A 19,796-nucleotide genomic window follows, 5' to 3' on the forward strand; every position below is an offset into this window, starting at 1 on the left:
ATTTAGGTGGAAAAAGGGAACTTGAATGTTCAGCTGTAGGCGTATTTGAGTGTATTCTAACGATTACGGAAAATTCAAGTGCACTAATTCCAACTAAACATGGATAGGGGTTGTTATGAGAAGAATTAGTGGGAGGAATTCCAGCTAAATGATCATGGAACCGAGTGCGTGGTTGGGCAGATGATTAGGAAAGCTTCTTCGAAGCCAGGTAAGTTGTCTTCGGATACGTGAGGGGCAGTGCTAAGCACACGGGCTGCTGAAAATGGCACAGTTCTGCCCGGATCCGTCGAATGAGAGTTGTAGGGGAGTGTTCGAATGGAAGAAATACGAGGGGAACTCATTACAGTGGAGACACTGGCATCCGACTTTCGGAAGCTTGGGGTGCGTGAAGGGATGACGCTGCTGCTGCATTCCTCCTTTAAATCGCTGGGACAATGGGTGGCAGGCGGGCCGGTTGCCGTTATTCTGGCGCTGGAGCAGGTGCTTGGAGAAGGGGGGACTTTGGTGATGCCGACCCACTCCTCCGATCTGACCGATCCATCAGGCTGGAGCAATCCGCCGGTGCCGGAGGCGTGGTGGCAGAGCATCCGGGAACAAATGCCGGCCTATGACCCGGATCTTACACTGCTGCGGGGAATGGGCGTAATTCCCGAAACCTTCCGTAAGCAAAAGGGGGTTCGGCGCAGCAGCCATCCGGTCCATTCTTTTGCTGCCTGGGGCAGGCACAGGGATGAGATTCTCGATGGGCATGCGCTGGACGCTGCTTTTGGTGAACAATCGCCTCTGGCCCGGATCTATGATCTGAAGGGAAGCGTACTGCTGCTTGGCGTGGACAGCTACAATAATACTTCACTGCACCTGGCCGAATACCGGGCTGAGTATGCCGGGAAGCAGAAGGTCACTGCGGGAGCGCCCATGCTGGTCAACGGGGCCAGACAATGGGTGGAGTACAGGGATTATAACTGGAATTCGGAGGATTTTGCCGCTATTGGTGAGGAATTTGGACAAGAGACGGGACAGATTACTTATGGAAAGGTTGCCGCAGCGGCAGCCCAGCTCATCCCGCAGCACGAGCTCGTAGACTATGCGGTGAAATGGCTGGAGCACAAGCGGGTATAGCCGAAAATAAGTTCATTTTACATAAAGGGGAGGATCTTCTTGAAAACAACAACCGTATATTTAACCCGGCACGGGCAGACGGAGTGGAATGTCCAGAACCGGATGCAGGGGCATCGCGATTCGGCGCTTACACCGCTTGGCGTACAGCAGGCAGAGTGGCTGAACCGCGGGCTCCAGCAGGAACCGCTAGATATGATTTACTCCAGTTCAAGCCCAAGGGCACTGCGGACAGCAGAGATCGTCCGGGGGGAGCGGAGCATCCCGCTGATCGCTTGCGATGAATTCATAGAAATTGGTATGGGGTTATGGGAAGGACGAGATTCCGCCGAGATTGAGGCCGGGGACCCGGAGCAGCATCATCATTTTTGGAAGGACCCGGAGAAATTCAGTGTGGAAGGCAGCGAGACCTTTGCCGGGGTACAGAAGCGGGCGCTGGAGAAGCTGCAGGATATTGTGACGGCACATGACGGGCAGCGCATCCTGATTGTTACCCATACCGTAGTGATTAAAGTATTGATGGCTTATTTTGAAGAGAGAGCTATGGAGAAGCTATGGGACCTGCCATATATTTATCCGACCTGTCTTTGCCGGATCGATTTTACGGACGGACAGGCGGAGATCCTGCTGCACGGGGATACAAGCCATTATGTGAATAGCGTAGAAGATGAACTATTTGATTAGCCCTCATTAGTCTTGTATAGAATGTTGGTTGGGAAAAAAATCAGCCTGCAGGCGATGCTCCAGTGTTATGGACATCGCCTGTTTGGTGTGGGCCACCCCTGCGGCCCTGCCGTTGTCTGGCTTCAAGCGCGGACAGGTCGCCGTCGAGCATCCGCAGGCCGGGGAGCAGAAGGGCGGCTCCGGCACATAACGCCGGCAGCAGTCCGGCAGCGATGAATAAGGCTGGCACACCATAGGCCTCAGCAATAGCCCCGCCGGCAAAAGCGCCAAAAGGCGTCAGGCTGCCGCCGATCAGGAAGCGGATGGAATTCACCCGCCCCTGAAGGTTGCCGGGAACGAGTCGCCCATGCAGGGAGGAGCTTAACGAGCTGAAGAAGGGGGCCAGGAGGCCGGATACAAATACGGCAGCAAGCGCAAACGGAAAGCTGGGAATCAGCCCCCATATGGATGTAATGATTCCGATCGTGCCGAGACTGCCAAGCATCACTAGACGCCTCTGTGTAATCTCGCCCAGCAGGGAAATTACACCAAGGCCAACCAGCATTCCAAGCGCGGAAGCTGTGGTAAGTGTGCCCATCGCTGCTGCATCACGGTGGAGGACCTCGCGCACATACGGAACCATCATCGTCCAGACCGCGATGGAGCTCAGATTGCTGACTGAAGCCATAAGCATAATGGTGAACATGGCCGGGAACTGCTTGTAAAAGGTGAAGCCTTCAGCCATTTCACGCAGGTATAAGGAAAGGGAGAAGCCCCCTGAAGCAGCATCTGGCTTGGCTGGCTTGGGCAGCTTCGGCAGGCAGAGTAGAGTGGCGATAGCGGCAATGTAGCAGAGCATATTAATGCCCAGTGCCGGGAGCGCCCCGCTGGCGGCGGTCAGCGCGCCAGCCAGCGCAGGTCCGAGCAGCGCTGCCGCCCCTTTGCAGCCTTCGATGACGGCGAAGGCGCGCACGAGCTTCCGGCTGTCCGCGACGCCGGGAATTACAGCCATCGCGGTGGGCATGAACAGCGCGGCGCAGGCGCCGCTAAGTCCGGCTGCGGCGAATAAATGCCAGAGCTGGAGCTGGCCGGCGAGGCCCATGCCCAGCGGAAGGGCGATGGCCAGCAGCCGGATTGCGGCCAGGCAGGCCATGAAGCGCACGCGGTGCAGCCGGTCGGCCAGCGGGGAGCCGAGGAGGCGCAGCAGCAGCTCCGGGATGCCGGAGCTTAGCGCCAGCGCGCCCATGGCCAGCTTGGAGCCGGTCAGGTCATAGACCAGCCATTCCATCGCCAACAGGCCAAAGGCATCGCCGAAAGCGCTCAAAGAAATCGTAGACAGCAGACCATAGTAGCTGCGTTTTAGCATAGGGGATTCACTCCTTTTTCTGGTTAGCCGCCAACTACTCCAAATAATCGGCAATCCGCTTGGGCAGATCATTCAGCGCATCCAGGCGCAGGCTGTAGGACGTACTTTTGCCAGTGGAATGGACAATGACCAGTCCAGCCGAGCGCAGTGCGATGAGATGATAGTGAATCGTGCTTTTGGACAGGCCAACCTGCCGGACGATTTCCGTGAAACTGAGCTGCTTCCCCGCAAGCAGACGGAGAATGAAGAGCCGTGTCTCATCCGACAGCGCCCGGGTCAGCCGCAGCAGTGCGGGAGCGGGCCGTCCCTCCTCCGGAGGCAGCGCATCATAGGCATAGCTGGTAAATACAAATTCATCATATAAAGAAGTAGTGACCAATGGACGGGCGTGGTAGTGCGGAATCAAAATAATCTGCTTCAGGCTCTCCCCGGGATACAGCCGCATCCCCTGCGTCGCCCGTTCGTAGACCTCCATGGCATTGGTGCCGCTCAGTTCGGCCCGTCTGGATTCCGCCTCCCGGCTCAACCCTTTAAGAATAGCGGGATCAATTCCGCCAAAATACCGTTCATTCCATTCCCTCAGAATATCGGAGGTACGGCTGCGTAGTCCGGCAAGATTGGACGACACCGTGGATCCGAAGCGTGCAGCGGTCTCGAATAGTTCTCCCGGAGACAGGCCATCGAACCAATTCAGAAAGCCGTCCACCGAACGGTCTCCGGGACAGCTCCAGATATAAGGAGTGAGCGTGAAATCTGCATTTTCCTTGGAGAATTCCTGCATGTTCTGCAACTGAGCGGCGGTGAACCTCTTCTGAACCTCCTTGACCCAGGCCTTTCCGGACTCCAGAGCGTTATGATTCTGCTTGTAGAGAAAAGCAGTCAGACTGGTAAAGCATTCATACATTGGGGCAAAATCGACTTCTACCGTATAATCCATGTGTGTTCCTCGTTCCCTTGTGAATTGCGCCGTATAGACGATTAAGTTGCAGCTGAGTTGTGTGGATCATGTTTTGATTTAGATTAGTTCTATAAATATAGAACTTATTATTGGTTTTATTATAAACGAACTTGCATTTTAAATCAAGAAAATCGAACACCGGGGGGTTCCATGCGATTGTAGAACAGGTGCGGCAGGGGATGTAGAGGCTTACACTTAGATCATCCGGCAGTTTCAAAGACACATCTATCTGTACTGCTATTACAGCTAAGGTTACAGTTCCGCTGAAATAGAGGGTGTGACAACAACCTGTATGCCAAAAAGAGACGGCCCCTTGAAGCGCATCAGCGCTAAAGGGGGACCGTCTCTCTCACTTTGACAGGAGCCAAGTGCCCTCCTTGCAGGGACTTGGCTCTTTGTAGCTTTAGTTGATGAACTGAAGCGACTTCAAGGTCTTCTCCAGCATCGTTGCGGCTTCTGCACGGGTAGCCAGCACCTGCGGTGCGAACGAGCCGTCCGGTCTGCCCTGAATGATGCCTTCAGCGGCAATTTCGGCTACGGCCGCCCGGGACCAGGCCGGAAGTCCAGAGGCATCGCTAAATTTGGCCAGCGCTGCAGCATCCGCATTCAGTGATTTGCCCGTGTATTTCATGGCTTTGGACAGAATGGTGGCCATCTCCTGGCGGGTAATCGGGCTGTTGGGCTTGAAGCTTCCGTCGGTATAGCCCGTAATGAGCCCTGCGGCAGCGGCTGTCTTGACAGCATCCGTATACCAGGTATTTGCTCCTACGTCACTGAAGGTAGTGCCGCTGCTCATGGAGGCAAGTCCGAGGGAGCGGGTAATCAGCGCCGCAAATTCTGCGCGGCTTACCATCTGCGAAGGCTGGAATGTGGTAGCGCTCGTGCCGGTAATGATCAGCTTGGAGGCCAGCAGATCAATGGATGATTTGGCCCAGTGTCCGGTAATATCTCCGAACGTTTTACTCGATTTCACAACCGTGTAGAAGCTGTTGCTGTTGCGTTTGATCGTAACCTCGGTGGTTCCGTCAGGCTTGCCGGCAAAGATGGAAGGAACAAAAGTCAGCTTGCCGGTGGCTGGATCAAAGGATACTGCAGTCGAATTCATGGAGTTCAGCACAGAAGGTGCAGTAAGCGTCCGCTTCACATATGTGCTGCCGAAGCTGTTCAGCGAAACGCTTTTGCTTCCAGCCTGCGCTGTAACTGTAAATTCTATGACCGGTGCAGCCAGACTTAGTGATCCGCCCTGCGCCGTAATGGCCAGGTTAAGACTGCTTAGTGTTGAAGCACTTGCCTGCAGCAGGGATACAGTGACTGTGAAGTCGCTGGTGCCCAGCTCAGCTGTCAGTGCAGTTCCGTTCAGTACACGGAGCGGAAGCGAGTAGGAAGCTCCGCCAGGGATGGTGAACGTAAGGACGGTAGCAGGATTAGAAGCTGCCTGCTGAACAAGTACGCTGCCCGGAAGAACAGCCTGCGCTCCGCCGCTGGAAGCGGTGAGCGGGATAACAAGCTCACTGGTTCCAGCAGGCAGGGCTGTAAGCTTGCTGGTCAGATCTGCTGCGGTGATCGTTGTCACCTGCGGTGAAGCCAGCGGCGCCGTGGTAGCACTAGGCGTTGGTGTTGGTGTAGCAGGTGTTCCGCCGCCTCCCGGTGGATTGGTCGGCGTCGGCGTAGCGCTAGGTGTCGTACCCTTCAGATCCGTAATCCGTCCCTCGGTGCCGATGGTGACTGGGTTATGATTTTTCAAATAGGATAAAAGAACTTCGAAATCTGGAAGCCCGAGTTCATAATAACGTCCGTCGGCCTTGGCCCCGGCCAGTGCGCGGTAGAAGTCACCGCCGCCTGCCATGAACGAGTTCGTGGACAGCAGATAGTAAGCTTTCGGGTCAATCGGCAGATAAGAGCCGTTCGTCTGCCGGATTTCAACAGACACAATGCGCTCTCCGGCCTGGGTAACCTGGTTAGTCAAAGGATCTACAATTTCCGGTTTCTTCGTAGAATCATAAGTGTATTTCATTCCGGAAACCTGGGCGAAGCGGCCCTGATCGGAGCTCAGCCCGCTGACCGAGTTTTCCAGAGAGGAAATGATTTCAGCACCCGTCACTTTGAGAGCGACCAGACTGTTGCCGAACGGCAGCGTGGTCAGTACCTCGCCCATCGTAACGTCGCCTTTGTCAATGGCTGCGCGGATTCCGCCCCCATTCTGAATAGCGACAACGCCCTTAATGGAAGCAAGGTCGCTTGCCGACACGAAGCTTGGCATCAGCTCTCTGACTTTTTCGGCGATACTGTCGGCAATCATATTACCGATCGGAGTTTCTTCCTGACGCACGACACGGACGGATTTGCCGTCGATGGTGCGGTTCGTGTAGAGATCAACGCTAGAGTTGCCGACGACTGTGCTGCGTACAGCAGCCAATTCGGCATCATATGGAGCAAGCATCGCTTTGGCTGTGGCATCTTCGCCAAACAGATTCACATCGAGCAGCTTGCCGTTGTAAGTCAGAATGTCCCCGTTTTTATCAAACGTCACATTCAGTTCACCGAGGAACTGGCTGTATTCACCGGTCTGTACGATCAGTACATTTTTACCGGTGCCGACATTGACGATTGGCGTAGGAGGATTATCGATCTTCGTATGCGAGTGTCCGCCGACAATGATGTCAATGCCCGGAACAGCTTTTGCCAATTCCTGATCTACAGTGTAGCCCAGGTGGGTGACGGCGATGATTTTGTTAATGCCCTTTGCTTCCAGCATCGCTACTGTATTCTTGGCACTTTCCACGTGATCCTTGAAGCTGATTTTATCTCCCGGCGAGGATAGTCCAATGGTATCCTCAGTGGTCAGGCCGAAGATGCCGACCTTTTCACCGTAGACGTCCTTGATGACAGAAGGATAAATGTTGCCGTCTTTTGCGGTGCTCTTGGTCTCGTCCGTTTCCAGTGTGCCGATGGCATTGTGATACAGCCCCGCCAGCTCACTTCCTTTGGTGGTAAAGTCAATATTCGCGCTGGTGAACGGGAACTTGGCGGCGGTGACGAAATCTTTCAGCACCTCCGGCTGATCCTTGTTCAGATCGAACTCGTGATTGCCGAACGTCATGGCATCATAGCCGATGTTGTTCATGAACTGGATGTCTGCCTGTCCTTTGAACTGGGTGAAATACAAGGTTCCTGAGAAAACATCGCCTGCATCCAGCAGTACGGAATTGCCTGTCCGCTCACTGCTGATCGCCGAGGTGCGTCTTGTGATATTTTCCAGGTGACCGTGGGTATCGTTGGTATGCAGTACCCGCAGGTTGAAATGGTCGGTGCCGAAATCAATTTGCGTCAGCAGCGGATCATGGTCGCTCACACGTCCGTCTTCCTCCTGGAAGTCGGCATTGATGTGCACAATGTCCAGTGTGGATCTTGTGGCCAGCTTGTTGTTGACCAGCATATGGTCCAGCGTCTGGGCATTGCCCTGGTATACGTAAGAATAACGCTCTCCCAGCGGCAGCGTGTCGATCAGGTTGGTTAATGCGCTGCCTTTCAGAATTTTCAAAGTATTCGAGAACTGGAAGTCGTTCAGATCGCCAAGCACCACGATATTCGCATCAGGGTTCTTGGCCAGCACATCAGATACGAAGCCGTTCACAACGGTGGCAATTTTCGCCCGCTGGGCTTCACTTGGTTTGACGGGTGGCTGGATACCGCCGTACAGTGCGGAGTCCCCCGTCTTGGAGTTGAAGTGATTCGCAATGACCATTACTTTTTGGTTATTGAACATAAATTCCGCCGCAAGCGGTTTACGGGAATTATCGAATGCCGAGTTGGTCGGATCAATCCGGCCCGGATTCAGGCTGAGCCCGCCGTCCTTGGTGTAGGCTACCGCTGTTGTAGCGTCACCTTTGTTGCCCGGAGCAAGCTGGACGCGTGCAGTGTTGTAAATAAATCCGGCCCGGATGTTCGCGCCCGGTGCACCGCCGTCCATATTGTTAACAGGGGTAATATCAGTAAAAGCATAAGTTGGGCCGCCCTTTACCTTGATAGCATCAATCAGCGCCTTATAGCTGTCGGTGGCATCCACGGTTCCGGTGTTGCCCGAGCCGTCATTGTCCTGAATCTCCAGAAGGCCGACAATATCCGGCGTGTTCAGGTTGGTGACGATGTCTTTGGCAATATTGTTGATTTTGTCGGAACCGCTCAATTTGGAGAAATTCTCCACATTGAATGAGGCAACCGTTAATTTATCTTCACCGGCTGCCAAAGCGGTCGTTTCCCGCTCAAGGGAAGTCCCCTTTTCAACAGCAGGCAGTTCTCCGTCCGGATGAACTTTGTAATTACCATAGTCATAACCGAGAATACCGGTAATGTTCCCGCTGAAGATCTGTCCCGTTCTAACCGGCTGGCTCGGTTTGGCGGCGATCAGAACACGCTGAGGATTGAAGTCCGCCCCTGTAAGAACGAGACCACCCGAGGGTGAAGTGACTTCTATAGTGCTGGTGCCGTTGTTCACGGTGACCGGAAGGTTAGGCTTTTCATAAGGTCCAATAATCTTCGGGGTGTTGAGCTGAACCCGCATGCCTTCAAGACTTTCGTAGAAGTCTAGGGCATATTTGGCAGGATCAAGCTCTTTAGTCAATCCCACAGAAATGATAGCAGTGGGAATTGCCCGCCCGCCTGTTCCGATAATCGTAGCCGCAGGGAGAGGATTGGCTCCAGATACCACGGTTGCCTGAGTCGCCGCAATTTCGGTAGTCAGCAGGTCCGTAGCGTCAGCATAGCCACTTTCCTTATATTCCTTCACCCATCCGTCCACGAGAACAGAATCGGCTACTTTTACCTTGTTTCCCGGGAGGTAGACCATGATCGCCTCGGAGGTCCGGGGGTCACTGTCCGGTGTTGCAGTCTGAATGTAGAAGGTGCTGCCGCTGGTGTAAGTAACAATACCCGGTACACCTTTCACCAGCTGCCCCGCATAAGTGGAGGATTGGACAGTACCCTGAATCTTGGGGATCGTCAGTCCGCTAACCGCTTCTTTGGTGGTGTAACTGAATTGGGAGATGCCGCTGTCGGTTTTGCCTTCTTCTGTAGAATAGGCTTTGATGAGTACGGTGTCGTCCTGCAAAAGAATTGGAGTGCTGTACAAAGCGTAATCGGCCAGGGCACTGGTGCTGCCGTTGGCATAGACGCTGTAGTATACGCTTGCGGTTACACTGCTTGTGCTAAGGGAGAGCTGGGTGCCTTTGGGCACCGTCTGCCCGGAAGCGAGGGAAGCAGTGACGGCCGGAGCCTTGGTGCTGTCCACACCCGAGGTGCGCGGATCCGGTGCTTGAACCGTGAAGTCGGCAGAATTCTGGTTAGTATCCAGTCCGCGGTTGCCGGTAGGGAGCAGGGTGGATTCCAAGCGGATAGCTGCGGTGGTGTTGGAGAGAGGTGGAGTCGGCCCCGTGCCTTCAAAGGTAGTAGCAGAGCCATAGCCAACCATATCAACCTGGGTGCCGGATGCATTCAACAGCTCAATCTTTCCATTTGCTCCGGCCATAGCTATAGCAGAGTTGCTATCCGTAACGATGTTTGGCGCCGGAAGATCGTCCGTGCCTCCGGTGCCCGCCGCTTCCTGAATCAGGAAATATCCGCCTGCGGGGATGCTGCCGGTAAGTGTGGTGAACAAATTGGGCTTAGCTTCACTAAAGCTTCCAGAGGAAGAGGCATATCGCACCTTCCAGCCGGTCAAGTCAATATCTGCATCTGTAGGATTATACAACTCGATGAAGTCATTCTTGTACTTGGCTCCGGAGTTCCCTCCGCCGCCATACACCTGGGAGATCACAGGAGCACTATTATCTGTTGCCGCTGAAGCTGTTGATGCTGCGGGCAGGGCCATACCGGTAATCAGCACGAATGAGAGCGCTGCCGACCACCATTGTTTTCGCCTTGAGGAAATATTCATTTGTTACAATCTTCTCCTCTCTAGATACGATATTATTTTCGCCTTCTCCCAATCTATCATTTGTACGTTAAATGAGAGATTGTCTATCGTAAATATATAGTAAACAATGGATGGAAAACATCAATTTACAAGGAATTTTGTCATAATGCACAAAAAAACTATGAAATCCTCCTGTTCAGCCTAAAGCAACGGCTGAATTAGCGGATTCATAGTTTTATTAGCTCCCTGCAAGAATACATGGAAAGTCATTTCTGTGTCAGCTGTGAAGAACTTCCTGCCCGTTCATGTACTTGCGCAGCGCCTGCGGGATATAGATTGAACCATCTTCCTGCTGGTGGTTCTCCAGCAGCGGGATCAGAATCCGCGGCGTGGCGACTGCGGTATTGTTCAGGGTGTGGCAGTACTGCAGGCGTCCGTTCTCGTCACGGAAGCGGATGCCCGAGCGGCGGGCCTGGAAATCCAGCAGGTTGGATGCCGAATGGGTCTCCCCATAGGCATTCCGGCTGGGCATCCAGGTCTCGATGTCATACTGCTTGTGTGTCTTCAGCGACATATCGCCGCTGCAGACAGCCACTACGCGGTAGGGCAGCTCCAGCAGCTGCAGAATGTGCTCGGCATTTCCCAGAATCTCCTGCAGCATCTGCTCCGATTCTGCCGGATCATTGCGGCAGATTACGACCTGTTCAATCTTCGAGAACTGGTGCACCCGGTACAGGCCGCGCACATCACGCCCCGCCGAACCGACCTCCCGGCGGAAGCAGGCCGACATTCCGGCCAGCCGCAGCGGCGTATCGGCCTCGATGATCTCATCGCTGTAGAGCGACACGAGCGACACTTCCGAGGTTCCGGCCAGCCAGCGCTTTTCTCCGTTCAGCTCGTAGGTCTGGTCCATCCCTCCAGGGAAAAACCCGGTCCGCTCCAGCGCCTCCGGCCGGACGATGACCGGGACGTCCATCACGGTGAAGCCCCGCTCTGCCAGTACATCCAGTGCCAGCCGCTGCACGGCTAGGTGGAGGTAGAGTCCCGCTCCCTTAAGCACATAGCTGCGCGCTCCTCCGGCTTTGACCCCTCGCGGGATATCGATGATGTCATGGAGCTCGCCGAGCTCCACATGATCGCGCGGTGCGAAGCCGAAATCCGGCAGCCTGCCGGTCCGCCGCAGCTCCATATTCTCGCTGTCATCCGCGCCGACCGGTGTATCCTCCGATACCGGATTTGGTGCCAGCAGCAGCAATTCGCCCCAGCGCCGCTCTGCTTCTGCCAGATCCGCCTCAAGCTTCGTGAGCCGGGTGTTAATCTCCCGCACTTGTGCCTTGGCATGTTCTCCGGCTCCGGTATCTCCCTGGCGCAGCAGGCGCTCGACCTCCTTGGTCAGCGCATTGCGTTCCGCTCTTTGCTGCTCGGTTTCCCGCCGCAGCTCCCGCCGCGTATCATCCCACTTCAGCAGATCATCCAGCGGGAAGTCTACCTTTTTCCATGTTGCCGTGTTTCTTACGAGTTCCTCATTCTCCCTGATCCAGTTCATGTCCAGCATGCCGTTTCGCTCCTTTTTGTCTTATAAAAATACAAAAAACGCCCTCATCCATGGGACGAGGAGCGTTAGCTCGCGGTGCCACCCAGGTTGACCGAATCCTCTGAAATCACAGCAGGATAAGGCCCTCTTTGGTCTTCGCGGTAACGGGCGAAACCCGGTAAACTTAGGAAGCAAGAACATTGCTCCGGTCGCAGACGCCTCACGGTTGGATGCCGGTCACTGGCCTGATCGGGATGTAGTATTGCCGCTTATTATAGCTCAGGATTTTACCGGGTGCAAGAGGCTGTTTACGTTTGACAATAATCCCTGTACTCTGCTAGGATTATTACTAATTTGAAGGGTTTTTACTGGAACAAGCGGCAGGAACGTATAACGGATAACGAACGGAAGAGGTGGGAACGTGGCCAAAATAGTTATCATCAACGGAACACCATCCCTGGTCTCGCGGATTACCGCGGTTATTGAATATGCGGAAGCGGATTTACGGGGACAGGGATTTGAAGTCGAACGCATCAATGTGGCCGAGCTCCCGGCAGAGGAGCTGATTCATACGAAATTCGAGAGTGAAGCCATCGTCAAAGCCAACGGTCTAGTAGCTGAGGCCGATGCAGTTATTGTCGTCAGCCCGGTATATAAGGCATCCTATACGGGCGTCCTGAAGACCTTCCTGGATCTGATTCCAGAAAAAGGCCTGGCCGGCAAAATCCTGCTTCCGCTCTTTATGGGCGGCAGTCTGGCACATCTCCTTACCATTGATTATGCGCTGAAGCCGGTGTTGTCCGTGCTGGGCGCACGCCATATTCTTGGCGGTGTATATGCGGTAGATTCCCAGGCGGTGCGTAACGATCAGGGTGTCGTCGAGCTGGCCGCCGAGCTTAAGCTGCGTCTGGACAGCGTACTTGCGGAACTGGCGGAAGAGACGTCGCATAAGGCGGGGCGTAAGTCCGCAGAGTAGCTGGATTTTAAAAGGCAGAGCCCAGATGTGCCCGGCGTATCAGGTAGGCGCATTTTAATGTGAGCCGAGTGTCTCCCATTCCTGCGCAGCAATGCCGTACGATGAATAGCGAAAGCCCCTTACTGCGGAAATTTCGGCGGTAAGGGGCTTTTTCGCCACTCAGGATCGCAACGGATTGGAACCAGCTTTGGGCCATTCTATTGTATTCTGTGCAGCAGAATGTGGCGGGAACGCTTTTTATCCCGGAATCGGACTGCTATTACAAATCGTCGAACCCGTTATCGTCGCCAACCTTGCCGTAGTTGCGGGACTTGGCTTCGAAGAAGTCGGTTTTGGTCGCGTTCAGCGCTTCGTCGGAGAATGGCTTGATCCATGGCATGCAGTTGACGTCTACGCCTGTGTAGGCTTTGTCCAAACCCATCAGCGTCAGGCGCTTGTTGGCGGTGTATTTGATGTAGTCGCTCAGCTCGTTCATATCAATGCCGCGTACGTTGGTGAGCGTGTAGTGGCCCCAATTGGTCTCCAGCTCTACAGCGCGGTCAATGGTACGGTAGACGTAATCCATATTTTCTTTGGTGTTCAGCTCAGGGAAATCCACCAGCAGCTGCTTGAATACTTCCGCGAAGAAGTAGCAGTGCTGATTCTCATCTCGCTGAATATAGGAGATCATCTGGCTGGTCGCCATCATTTTCTGGTCACGGGCCAGGTTGTAGAAGAAGGCAAAGGTACTATAGAAGAAAATCCCCTCCAGAATCAGATCGGCCACCATCGCCCGGAAAAAAGTCTCCTTGGATGGCGCATCCCGGAACTCCTGGTAGATATCGGAGATGAACTGGTTGCGTTCCAGCAGCACCGGATCATGTTTCCAGTATTCAAAAATCTCCTTCTGCTCGCTGTCCGAGACAATGGAAGAGAGGACGTAAGAGTAGGACTGGTTGTGCACAACCTCCTGCTGTCCGATGATCGCCGAAATAGCTTCCAGTGAAGAGTCGGTAAAATAACGTTTTACATCACCGACGAACATCGTTTGCATCGAATCCAGCACCGCCAGCAGGGCGATGTTAATCTTGAACACACGCTGCTCTTCCGCTTCCAGCTGCGGGAACTGCTGGGCATCCTTCGACATCGGGATCTCATCGGCGATCCAGTGGTTCAGCAGCAGCACCTTGTACAGCTTGTACATGTGCGGCATGCGGATATCGTTCCAGTTCAGTATCCCTGAACATTCCCCGTCGATGATCCGTGTAGACTGGTTCGGGGCTTCGGTATTAAAAATCTTTTGCAGTTGCATGTTGTTTCCCTCCTGTATTTTGCGGGGCTATCTGGTCACTTTAAAAGCCGGCACTTTATTCGCCACTACGAGGAATGTTTGGACTTCCGGTCGCTGTTGTCTGCAGATTTCTTGATTTAAACCGCTGTTCGCGGTGGAAATCCGCAGACAAAGGCGAACGCTAACGCTCCTACAGTTCCAAACTTCCTCTCCGTGACTCCAAGTGCCCCCTATTAAAGTTAGTCTTTAACTCGCGCAAGACTCACACTCTTCTATAGTTAATGCACGGCTCCGCACATAATAAGTCGATTTCAATCCGCCCTTCCAGGCGTTCAGATGCAGGTTCAGGAAATCGGTGGCCTTGATGTCAGGGGTCACATACAAGTTGAAGCTTTGGCCCTGATCGACATGGCGCTGGCGGGCTGAGGCCATGCGGATGGACCAGTTCTGGTCGATCAGGAACGCCGTTTTGTAATACCAGATCGTCTTCTCGGACAGATCCGGTGCCGGGTTGGCGATCTTATAGGTGGTCTTCTCCTCATAGGAGAGCAGCTCGTACAGCGGGTCAATGCTGGCGGTGGACCCGGCAATGATCGAGGTCGAGCCGTTCGGGGCTATCGCGAACATCCAGGCATTGCGCACGCCGTCGGCAGCCACTTCCTGCTGCAGCTCGCGCCACTGCTCTGTTGTCACGTATTTGCCTTCCTGCTCGCCGCTGGTATAGCCGCGCGAGGTGAAGTAAGCGCCGGTTTCCCAGTCAGAACCGGCAAACTTCGGATAACGGCCCTTCTCGCGGGCCAGCTCCATGCTGGAGCGCACGAGCAGATAGTTAATGTGTTCATATAGATGATTGTTATATTCCACGGCTTCGTCGGATTCCCAGCGGATGCCCTTCAGCGCCAGCAGGTGATGCAGGCCGAAGGTGCCGAGGCCCACCGCGCGGTATTGGCTGTTCGTGTACTGAGCCTGCAGCACTTCAATATTGTTGATGTCGATGACATTGTCGAGCATACGAACCTGAATCGGTATCAGCCGCTCCAGCACACCGGCCGGAATTGCGCGGGCCAGGTGGATGGAGTTCAGGTTGCAGACTACGAAGTCTCCGGGAACCTTCGAGATAACGATCCGGGTCTGGCCGTCCTTGGTAACCAGTTCTTCACTCTCGATAACGGTTGCCGATTGATTCTGCATGATTTCCGTGCACAGGTTGGAGGAGAAGACCATCCCCTGGTGCCGGTTGGGATTGGAGCGGTTCACCGTATCGCGGTAGAACATATACGGGGTGCCGGTTTCCAGCTGCGATTTCATAATCCGCTTCATGATGTCGATGGCCGGAACCGTGATGCGGGACAGCTCCAGATTGGCAGTGGCTTCGGCATACTTTTCACGGAAAGCACCTTGTCCAAGCTTCTCGTCATAGAAATCCTCGAGGCCCAGCGCGCGACCGCGGTCATCCTTCCAGCCCATCACCTTCTTCACTTCATGCGGGCAGAAGAGGTTCCAGTGGCCGCGTGCTTCCACAGCCTCCATGAACAGGTCAGGCAGGCAGACACCGTGGAAAACGTCATGCGCGCGCATTCTCTCGTCGCCGTTGTTCAGCTTCAGGTCGAGGAAGGCAAGAATATCTTTATGGAAAACATCGAGGTAGACGGCGACAGCACCTTTGCGTGTGCCGAGCTGGTCTACGCTGACTGCGGTATTGTTCAGCTGGCGAATCCACGGAATGACACCGGAGCTGGTGTTCTTGTGGCCGCGGATATCGGACCCGCGGGCCCGCACCTTGCCGAGGTAGACGCCGATGCCTCCGCCCATTTTGCTTAGGCGGGCCACATCGGTATTGGAGTCGAAAATGCCTTCGAGCGAGTCGTCCACGGTGTCGATGAAGCAGCTGGAGAGCTGTCCGGCGACTTTTTTACCCGCATTGGACATGGTAGGTGTGGCAGCGGTCATGTAAATGTTGCTCATGGCCCAGTAGGCTTCTTTGACCAGATCCAGCCGTTTCTCTACCGGCTCTGTGTGCATGAGGAACATTGCGATAATCATATAACGCTCCTGTGGAAGCTCCATTACGCGGCCGTCAAAGTCATGCGCCAGATAACGGTCCGACAGGGTCAGCAGGCCGATGTAATCGAACAGCAGGTCGCGCGTGTAATCGATGCAGCTGCCCAGTTCCTCAATCTGCTCCTTGGTGTAGTGGGACAGCAGTTCTTCACGGTAGATGCCCTTCTTCACGAGATCGGTAATCAGCGGGTACAGCTCGCCGTAAGGCTCTTCCGGGTATGCTTTGTAGCGGCGGTTGACGGCAGCTTTTTTGTACAGGGAGGTTAGCAGTGAACGCGCAGCAGCGAACTTCCAGTCCGGCTCCTCTTTGGTAACGAGTTCAAGGGCACTCATCGTAAAAGCATTGCTGATCTCTTCTCCGCTGACCTCATCACGGCGCAGCTTGGACTGCACTCCGCGGATCAGAGTTTCCTTGCTTAATTGATCCAGGCCGTTCAGGATACGGTCGGCGTACACGGAAATGCGGATTTCATCAAAAGCCAGTTGGCGGTTATCGGGTTTCACTACGAGCTGTGGCATAAGTTTAACCATCCTTTCATTTTTGGGTTTAATTTTCAATATCACAAATTGAAGTATATAAGCGCAGAGAGCGGCCCGCCCCGAGGCTTGGCCTGCTCTTTGAAAGTTAACTGAATTTATAAGGCAGCCGGCTCCCAATGTACGATTTCCGTACCGGCGAGACTGGCCTGAATATCAATAATACGCTGGTTGCTGCTTCCCCGGTAGGGAAGGGTAGTGTCTTTGAGTTCTTCCACAAAACGTCCGTCGATCACGACCTGGCACAGGGCCAGCAGGTTCCATTCGGGTGAGCCGGGTGTCGCTGTAAGCTCTTCATAGGTATAGCCGGTGTAAATCCAGACGGGATACTCCGGCAGCACGCTGCGCAGCTCCAGAATGAAGCCCGCAGCCTCCTCTGCCGAGAAAAAAGGGTCGCCGCCTGCCAGTGTCAGTCCGTCCAGCAGCGGATTCGCGGCTATTTCGGCAATGATCTCCCGTTGGCGCTCCCGTGTGAACGGCTCGCCAAAATTGAAGTTCCAGGTCTTGGGATTGAAGCAGCCCGGGCAGCGGTGACGGCAGCCGCTGAGGAAAAGGACGGCCCGCATGCCTTCTCCTTCATTGATCGATTCCGGGTAGTAGCCGCATATGTTCATAGGTGCTTAACGCGGTCCCTTACTTCGGCTTGCTTGGCGGCATTGAAGCGGGTCTGATAGTCGCCGGTCAGGTAGCCGGTTACCCGGCGCAGACGGCGGATATGCACATCGTTCTCATGCGCGTCGCAGGAAGGGCAATTGGTGCCAATCACGCCTTCGTAGCCGCAGTTCGAGCAGCGGTCCACCGGATGGTTGATGCTGAAATAGCTGACTTGCTGTTCCAGCGCGTAACGGATAATCTTGACAAAAGCTGCCGGGTTGCTGCGAGCATTACCATTCAGCTCCACATAAGAGATTGCACCCGCATTGCAGTATTCATGGAACGGTGCTTCCAGGCTGATTTTCTGCGCAGCGCTCAGCTCATGGTAGACCGGGATATGGAAAGAGTTCGTATAGTATTCGCGGTCGGTGATGCCCGGAATGGAGCCCAGTACTTTACGGTCCACCTTGGTGAACTTGCCGGACAGCCCTTCAGCAGGTGTGGCGAACAGGGTGATGTTGAGGTTCAGTTCCTCGCTCTTACGGTCGCAGTATTCCCGCATGTGGCGGACAATAGCGAGCGCCTTGGCATGGATCTCCATGTCCTCGCCGTGATGCTTACCGTACATGGCCTTCATGCACTCGGCCATGCCGATGAAGCCAATCGACAGACTGCCGTGCTTCAGCAGTTCGCCAACCGAATCCTCGGGAGCCAGGTCCTGGCCGCCTTCCCAGACGCCTTCGCGCATCATGAAGTCAGAGGCTTTAGCCTTCTGGGAAGCCTGGATGCGGAAGCGGTGGAGCAGCCCATCCAGAGCGATGTCCATGTAATGGTTCAAATCGTCATAGAAGCCTTTCTCGTCGGCGGCAAGCCGGCGTCCTGTGGCAGTTCCGTAAGCCAGTCCCAACCGCACGAGATTGAGCGTATTGAAGGACAGGTTGCCTTTGCCGGAGCAGTGGTTGCGTCCGAAGCGGTCGCCCAGCACCCGAGTGCGGCAGCCCATGGTTGCAAATTCAGTATCCGGGTCGGCCGGATCATAATATTGCATGTTGAGCGGCGCATCCAGATTGGCGAAGTTCGGGTACAGTCTGCGGGCAGAGCATTCGGCAGCTTTGAGGAACAAGTGATAGTTCGGATCGCCCTGCTGCTGGTTCACGCCCTGCTTGCATTTGAAGATCTGGATCGGAAATACCGGCGTTTCGCCGCTGCCGAGTCCGTTCATCGTTGCGGTCAGCAGCGAGCTAATCACGAGCTGACCTTCGGGAGAGGTGCACGTACCGTAGTTGATGCTGGTAAAAGGAATCTGGCCGCCCGAGCGGCTGGACATCGTATTCAGGTTATGTATCATGCTCTCTGCTGCCTGCAGCGTTTCGCTCTCTGTTTCTTTTAATGCAAAGCGGAAGGCCCGCGGATACAGCTCTGCCAGATCGCTACGGCTCATAGTGACTTCGCCAAGATGCTCACCGGCTTGTCCTTCTTCGAAATATTCGAGTCCCTTGCGGAACAGCTTGGCAAAGGACTTGGTCACATAAGGGGCCAGGTCATAATCCAGCTTGTTGGCGGATACGCCGCCGTATTGGGCATTTTGCTGAGACTGGAAAATAATCGCTACGAGCGACATTGCAGTCATGATCGAGTTGGGAGGACGCACGCTGCCGTTGCCGGTGTTGAAGCCTTCGCGGAGAAGCCGTTCAAACGGGATGAAGATGCAGTTGGTGGTTCCGATCGCGTATTGGTCCAGATCATGGACATACACTACGTTATCAAGGGTAGCCTGTACCAGTTGCGGCGGCATTGTGAAGTTGCGGGCATACCACTTGGAATACTCACTGCCGAACTTGCTCATTTTGCCGGAGAAGCTCTCTCCGTTCAAATTGGCATTCTCGCGCAGCAGATCCAAATCCCGGCTGTCGATAATATCGCGCCCCAAATGGATGACTTCCTCTAATAGATCCTCCTGTGCAGCTTGTCCACCGTTGTACCGTTTCTCCAGCAGCGTCATTGTATAGCCCTCTCCTCTCGGTATATAAAAAACGTTCTAATTGTAATAAGACACCCCTTAACTCAGTAAAAAGAGCATCTTCCGCCGAGGACGGCGGAAAATGCCCGGATGCGTAACGCAAATAACCGAACCGGATATTTACGGATGGTCTCCATGGAAAGAAGCTTTCCCGCAGAAGCCGATACCTGAGCGCGATAAGGCTTATCGCATTCAGGTATCGGCAGCCTTTGCTTCCCATCCTGGGGGAAGGCTAAATCTGCTTGTGCAGGCCGCATGCGGACACCTCTCCTGTTCCTCGCAGGCGTAAATGATGGTGACCGGAAACAGGCAGGTCTCCTGGCTTCCGGTGAATCTTGGAGGCACCTTCCCAAGGGGGAATACCCTCAGTGGCGTGAGCCTCCAGATACTGTTCCGCAGGGGCTTGTGGAAGCCTGCGGAACATCCGGTTACAGTGGCGGGACCACAGCGGATTTGCACCGCGCTTCCCTATTAAGCTTCAACTCTCTTGAGAGAGTAAAGCACCTGTTTCCACTATATTTTGTTGTCGTTAGATAAAAATAACCCAATATCTTGTGTTTGTAAACATTTTTTTGCGAGCCCGCGCTGGGGGCGGATTCAGCCGATTTACTCACAGATGATCCACAGCCCATCCACAGATATCCCGGCATTCGTCCACAGTTCGTCCACAGGTAATCCACAACTTGTGTGTAAATTTTTCCGATTCTAGTTCATAAATTGTCCCCATATTAGGGGGGATTTGTGGGGGGAGGCGGGAGTTGCTACAATAAAGGGGACTGGAGACTTATAT

Annotated in this window: 12 protein-coding genes and 1 riboswitch; of the genes, 4 read left to right on the forward strand and 8 right to left on the reverse strand. The window is 54.4% G+C overall.

All coding sequences use genetic code 11. From position 1 onward, the window contains the following. Positions 1-315: 315 nt before the first annotated feature. Positions 316-1,119 (forward strand): AAC(3) family N-acetyltransferase, encoded by an 804-nt coding sequence (locus tag A3844_RS13730; protein WP_074107675.1) that lies wholly within the window; start codon positions 316-318, stop codon positions 1,117-1,119. 39 nt (positions 1,120-1,158) lie between these two features. Further along, positions 1,159-1,800 (forward strand): histidine phosphatase family protein, encoded by a 642-nt coding sequence (locus tag A3844_RS13735; RefSeq protein WP_074107676.1) that lies wholly within the window; start codon positions 1,159-1,161, stop codon positions 1,798-1,800. Positions 1,801-1,840: 40 nt separating this feature from the next. On the opposite strand, the gene A3844_RS13740 is transcribed toward A3844_RS13735, so the two are convergent. From A3844_RS13740 to serS, 4 genes are all read right to left on the reverse strand, one after another. Next, the gene (locus A3844_RS13740) at positions 1,841-3,145 is read right to left on the reverse strand and encodes an MFS transporter (RefSeq protein ID WP_167374676.1); all 1,305 of its coding nucleotides are present in this window, start codon (positions 3,143-3,145) and stop codon (positions 1,841-1,843) included. Positions 3,146-3,179: 34 nt separating this feature from the next. Next, positions 3,180-4,082, reverse strand: a complete 903-nt coding sequence (locus A3844_RS13745; protein ID WP_074107678.1) for an ArsR/SmtB family transcription factor — start codon at positions 4,080-4,082, stop codon at positions 3,180-3,182. Positions 4,083-4,506: 424 nt separating this feature from the next. Beyond that, the gene (locus tag A3844_RS13750; protein WP_074107679.1) at positions 4,507-10,035 is read right to left on the reverse strand and encodes an S-layer homology domain-containing protein; all 5,529 of its coding nucleotides are present in this window, start codon (positions 10,033-10,035) and stop codon (positions 4,507-4,509) included. A 256-nt stretch (positions 10,036-10,291) separates the two neighbouring features. Then, positions 10,292-11,569: a serine--tRNA ligase gene (serS, locus tag A3844_RS13755; RefSeq protein WP_074107680.1), complete on the reverse strand. Its 1,278-nt coding sequence runs from the start codon at positions 11,567-11,569 to the stop codon at positions 10,292-10,294. Positions 11,570-11,969: 400 nt separating this feature from the next. Here serS and ssuE point away from each other — a divergent pair, with 400 nt between their 5' ends. Further along, complete coding sequence (ssuE, locus tag A3844_RS13760; RefSeq protein WP_074107681.1) at positions 11,970-12,524, forward strand: NADPH-dependent FMN reductase; 555 nt, start codon at positions 11,970-11,972, stop codon at positions 12,522-12,524. Between the two features lie 259 nt (positions 12,525-12,783). On the opposite strand, the gene A3844_RS13765 is transcribed toward ssuE, so the two are convergent. The 4 genes from A3844_RS13765 to A3844_RS13780 form a co-directional block, all read right to left on the reverse strand. Then, a complete protein-coding gene (locus tag A3844_RS13765) occupies positions 12,784-13,815 on the reverse strand; it encodes a ribonucleotide-diphosphate reductase subunit beta (protein WP_074086718.1) in 1,032 nt (343 codons plus the stop codon). A 225-nt stretch (positions 13,816-14,040) separates the two neighbouring features. Continuing rightward, positions 14,041-16,374, reverse strand: coding sequence for a ribonucleoside-diphosphate reductase subunit alpha (locus A3844_RS13770; RefSeq protein ID WP_074101776.1), 2,334 nt, complete (start codon positions 16,372-16,374; stop codon positions 14,041-14,043). A gap of 116 nt (positions 16,375-16,490) precedes the next feature. Further along, on the reverse strand, positions 16,491-17,006 hold the full coding sequence (gene nrdG / locus A3844_RS13775) for an anaerobic ribonucleoside-triphosphate reductase activating protein (protein ID WP_074107682.1): 516 nt from the start codon (positions 17,004-17,006) through the stop codon (positions 16,491-16,493). Beyond that, complete coding sequence (locus tag A3844_RS13780; RefSeq protein WP_074086721.1) at positions 17,003-18,988, reverse strand: anaerobic ribonucleoside triphosphate reductase; 1,986 nt, start codon at positions 18,986-18,988, stop codon at positions 17,003-17,005. Before A3844_RS13780 ends, nrdG begins: the two co-directional genes overlap by 4 nt. 100 nt (positions 18,989-19,088) lie before the next feature. Here A3844_RS13780 and A3844_RS33105 point away from each other — a divergent pair, with 100 nt between their 5' ends. Continuing rightward, positions 19,089-19,295 carry a hypothetical protein gene (locus A3844_RS33105; RefSeq protein WP_143192077.1) on the forward strand — a complete coding sequence of 69 codons (207 nt, stop codon included), beginning with the start codon at positions 19,089-19,091 and terminating at the stop codon, positions 19,293-19,295. 2 nt (positions 19,296-19,297) lie between these two features. Continuing rightward, positions 19,298-19,529: riboswitch (cobalamin riboswitch) on the reverse strand. Positions 19,530-19,796 lie beyond the last annotated feature (267 nt).

The organism is Paenibacillus helianthi, from assembly GCF_001909055.1.
In the GTDB taxonomy this organism is placed as follows: Bacteria; Bacillota; Bacilli; order Paenibacillales; family Paenibacillaceae; genus Paenibacillus_AQ; species Paenibacillus_AQ helianthi.

Bases quoted from the DNA above. Each gene is read 5' to 3' on its own strand.
- A3844_RS13750 (WP_074107679.1), bottom strand. From the start codon at position 10,035: ATGAATATTTCCTCAAGGCGAAAACAATGGTGGTCGGCAGCGCTCTCA.
- A3844_RS13770 (WP_074101776.1), bottom strand. From the start codon at position 16,374: ATGCCACAGCTCGTAGTGAAACCCGATAACCGCCAACTGGCTTTTGAT.
- A3844_RS13765 (WP_074086718.1), bottom strand. From the start codon at position 13,815: ATGCAACTGCAAAAGATTTTTAATACCGAAGCCCCGAACCAGTCTACA.
- nrdG (WP_074107682.1), bottom strand. From the start codon at position 17,006: ATGAACATATGCGGCTACTACCCGGAATCGATCAATGAAGGAGAAGGC.
- A3844_RS13745 (WP_074107678.1), bottom strand. From the start codon at position 4,082: ATGGATTATACGGTAGAAGTCGATTTTGCCCCAATGTATGAATGCTTT.
- A3844_RS13740 (WP_167374676.1), bottom strand. From the start codon at position 3,145: ATGCTAAAACGCAGCTACTATGGTCTGCTGTCTACGATTTCTTTGAGC.
- A3844_RS33105 (WP_143192077.1), top strand. From the start codon at position 19,089: ATGCCCGGATGCGTAACGCAAATAACCGAACCGGATATTTACGGATGG.
- A3844_RS13780 (WP_074086721.1), bottom strand. From the start codon at position 18,988: ATGACGCTGCTGGAGAAACGGTACAACGGTGGACAAGCTGCACAGGAG.
- A3844_RS13730 (WP_074107675.1), top strand. From the start codon at position 316: ATGGAAGAAATACGAGGGGAACTCATTACAGTGGAGACACTGGCATCC.
- serS (WP_074107680.1), bottom strand. From the start codon at position 11,569: ATGCTGGACATGAACTGGATCAGGGAGAATGAGGAACTCGTAAGAAAC.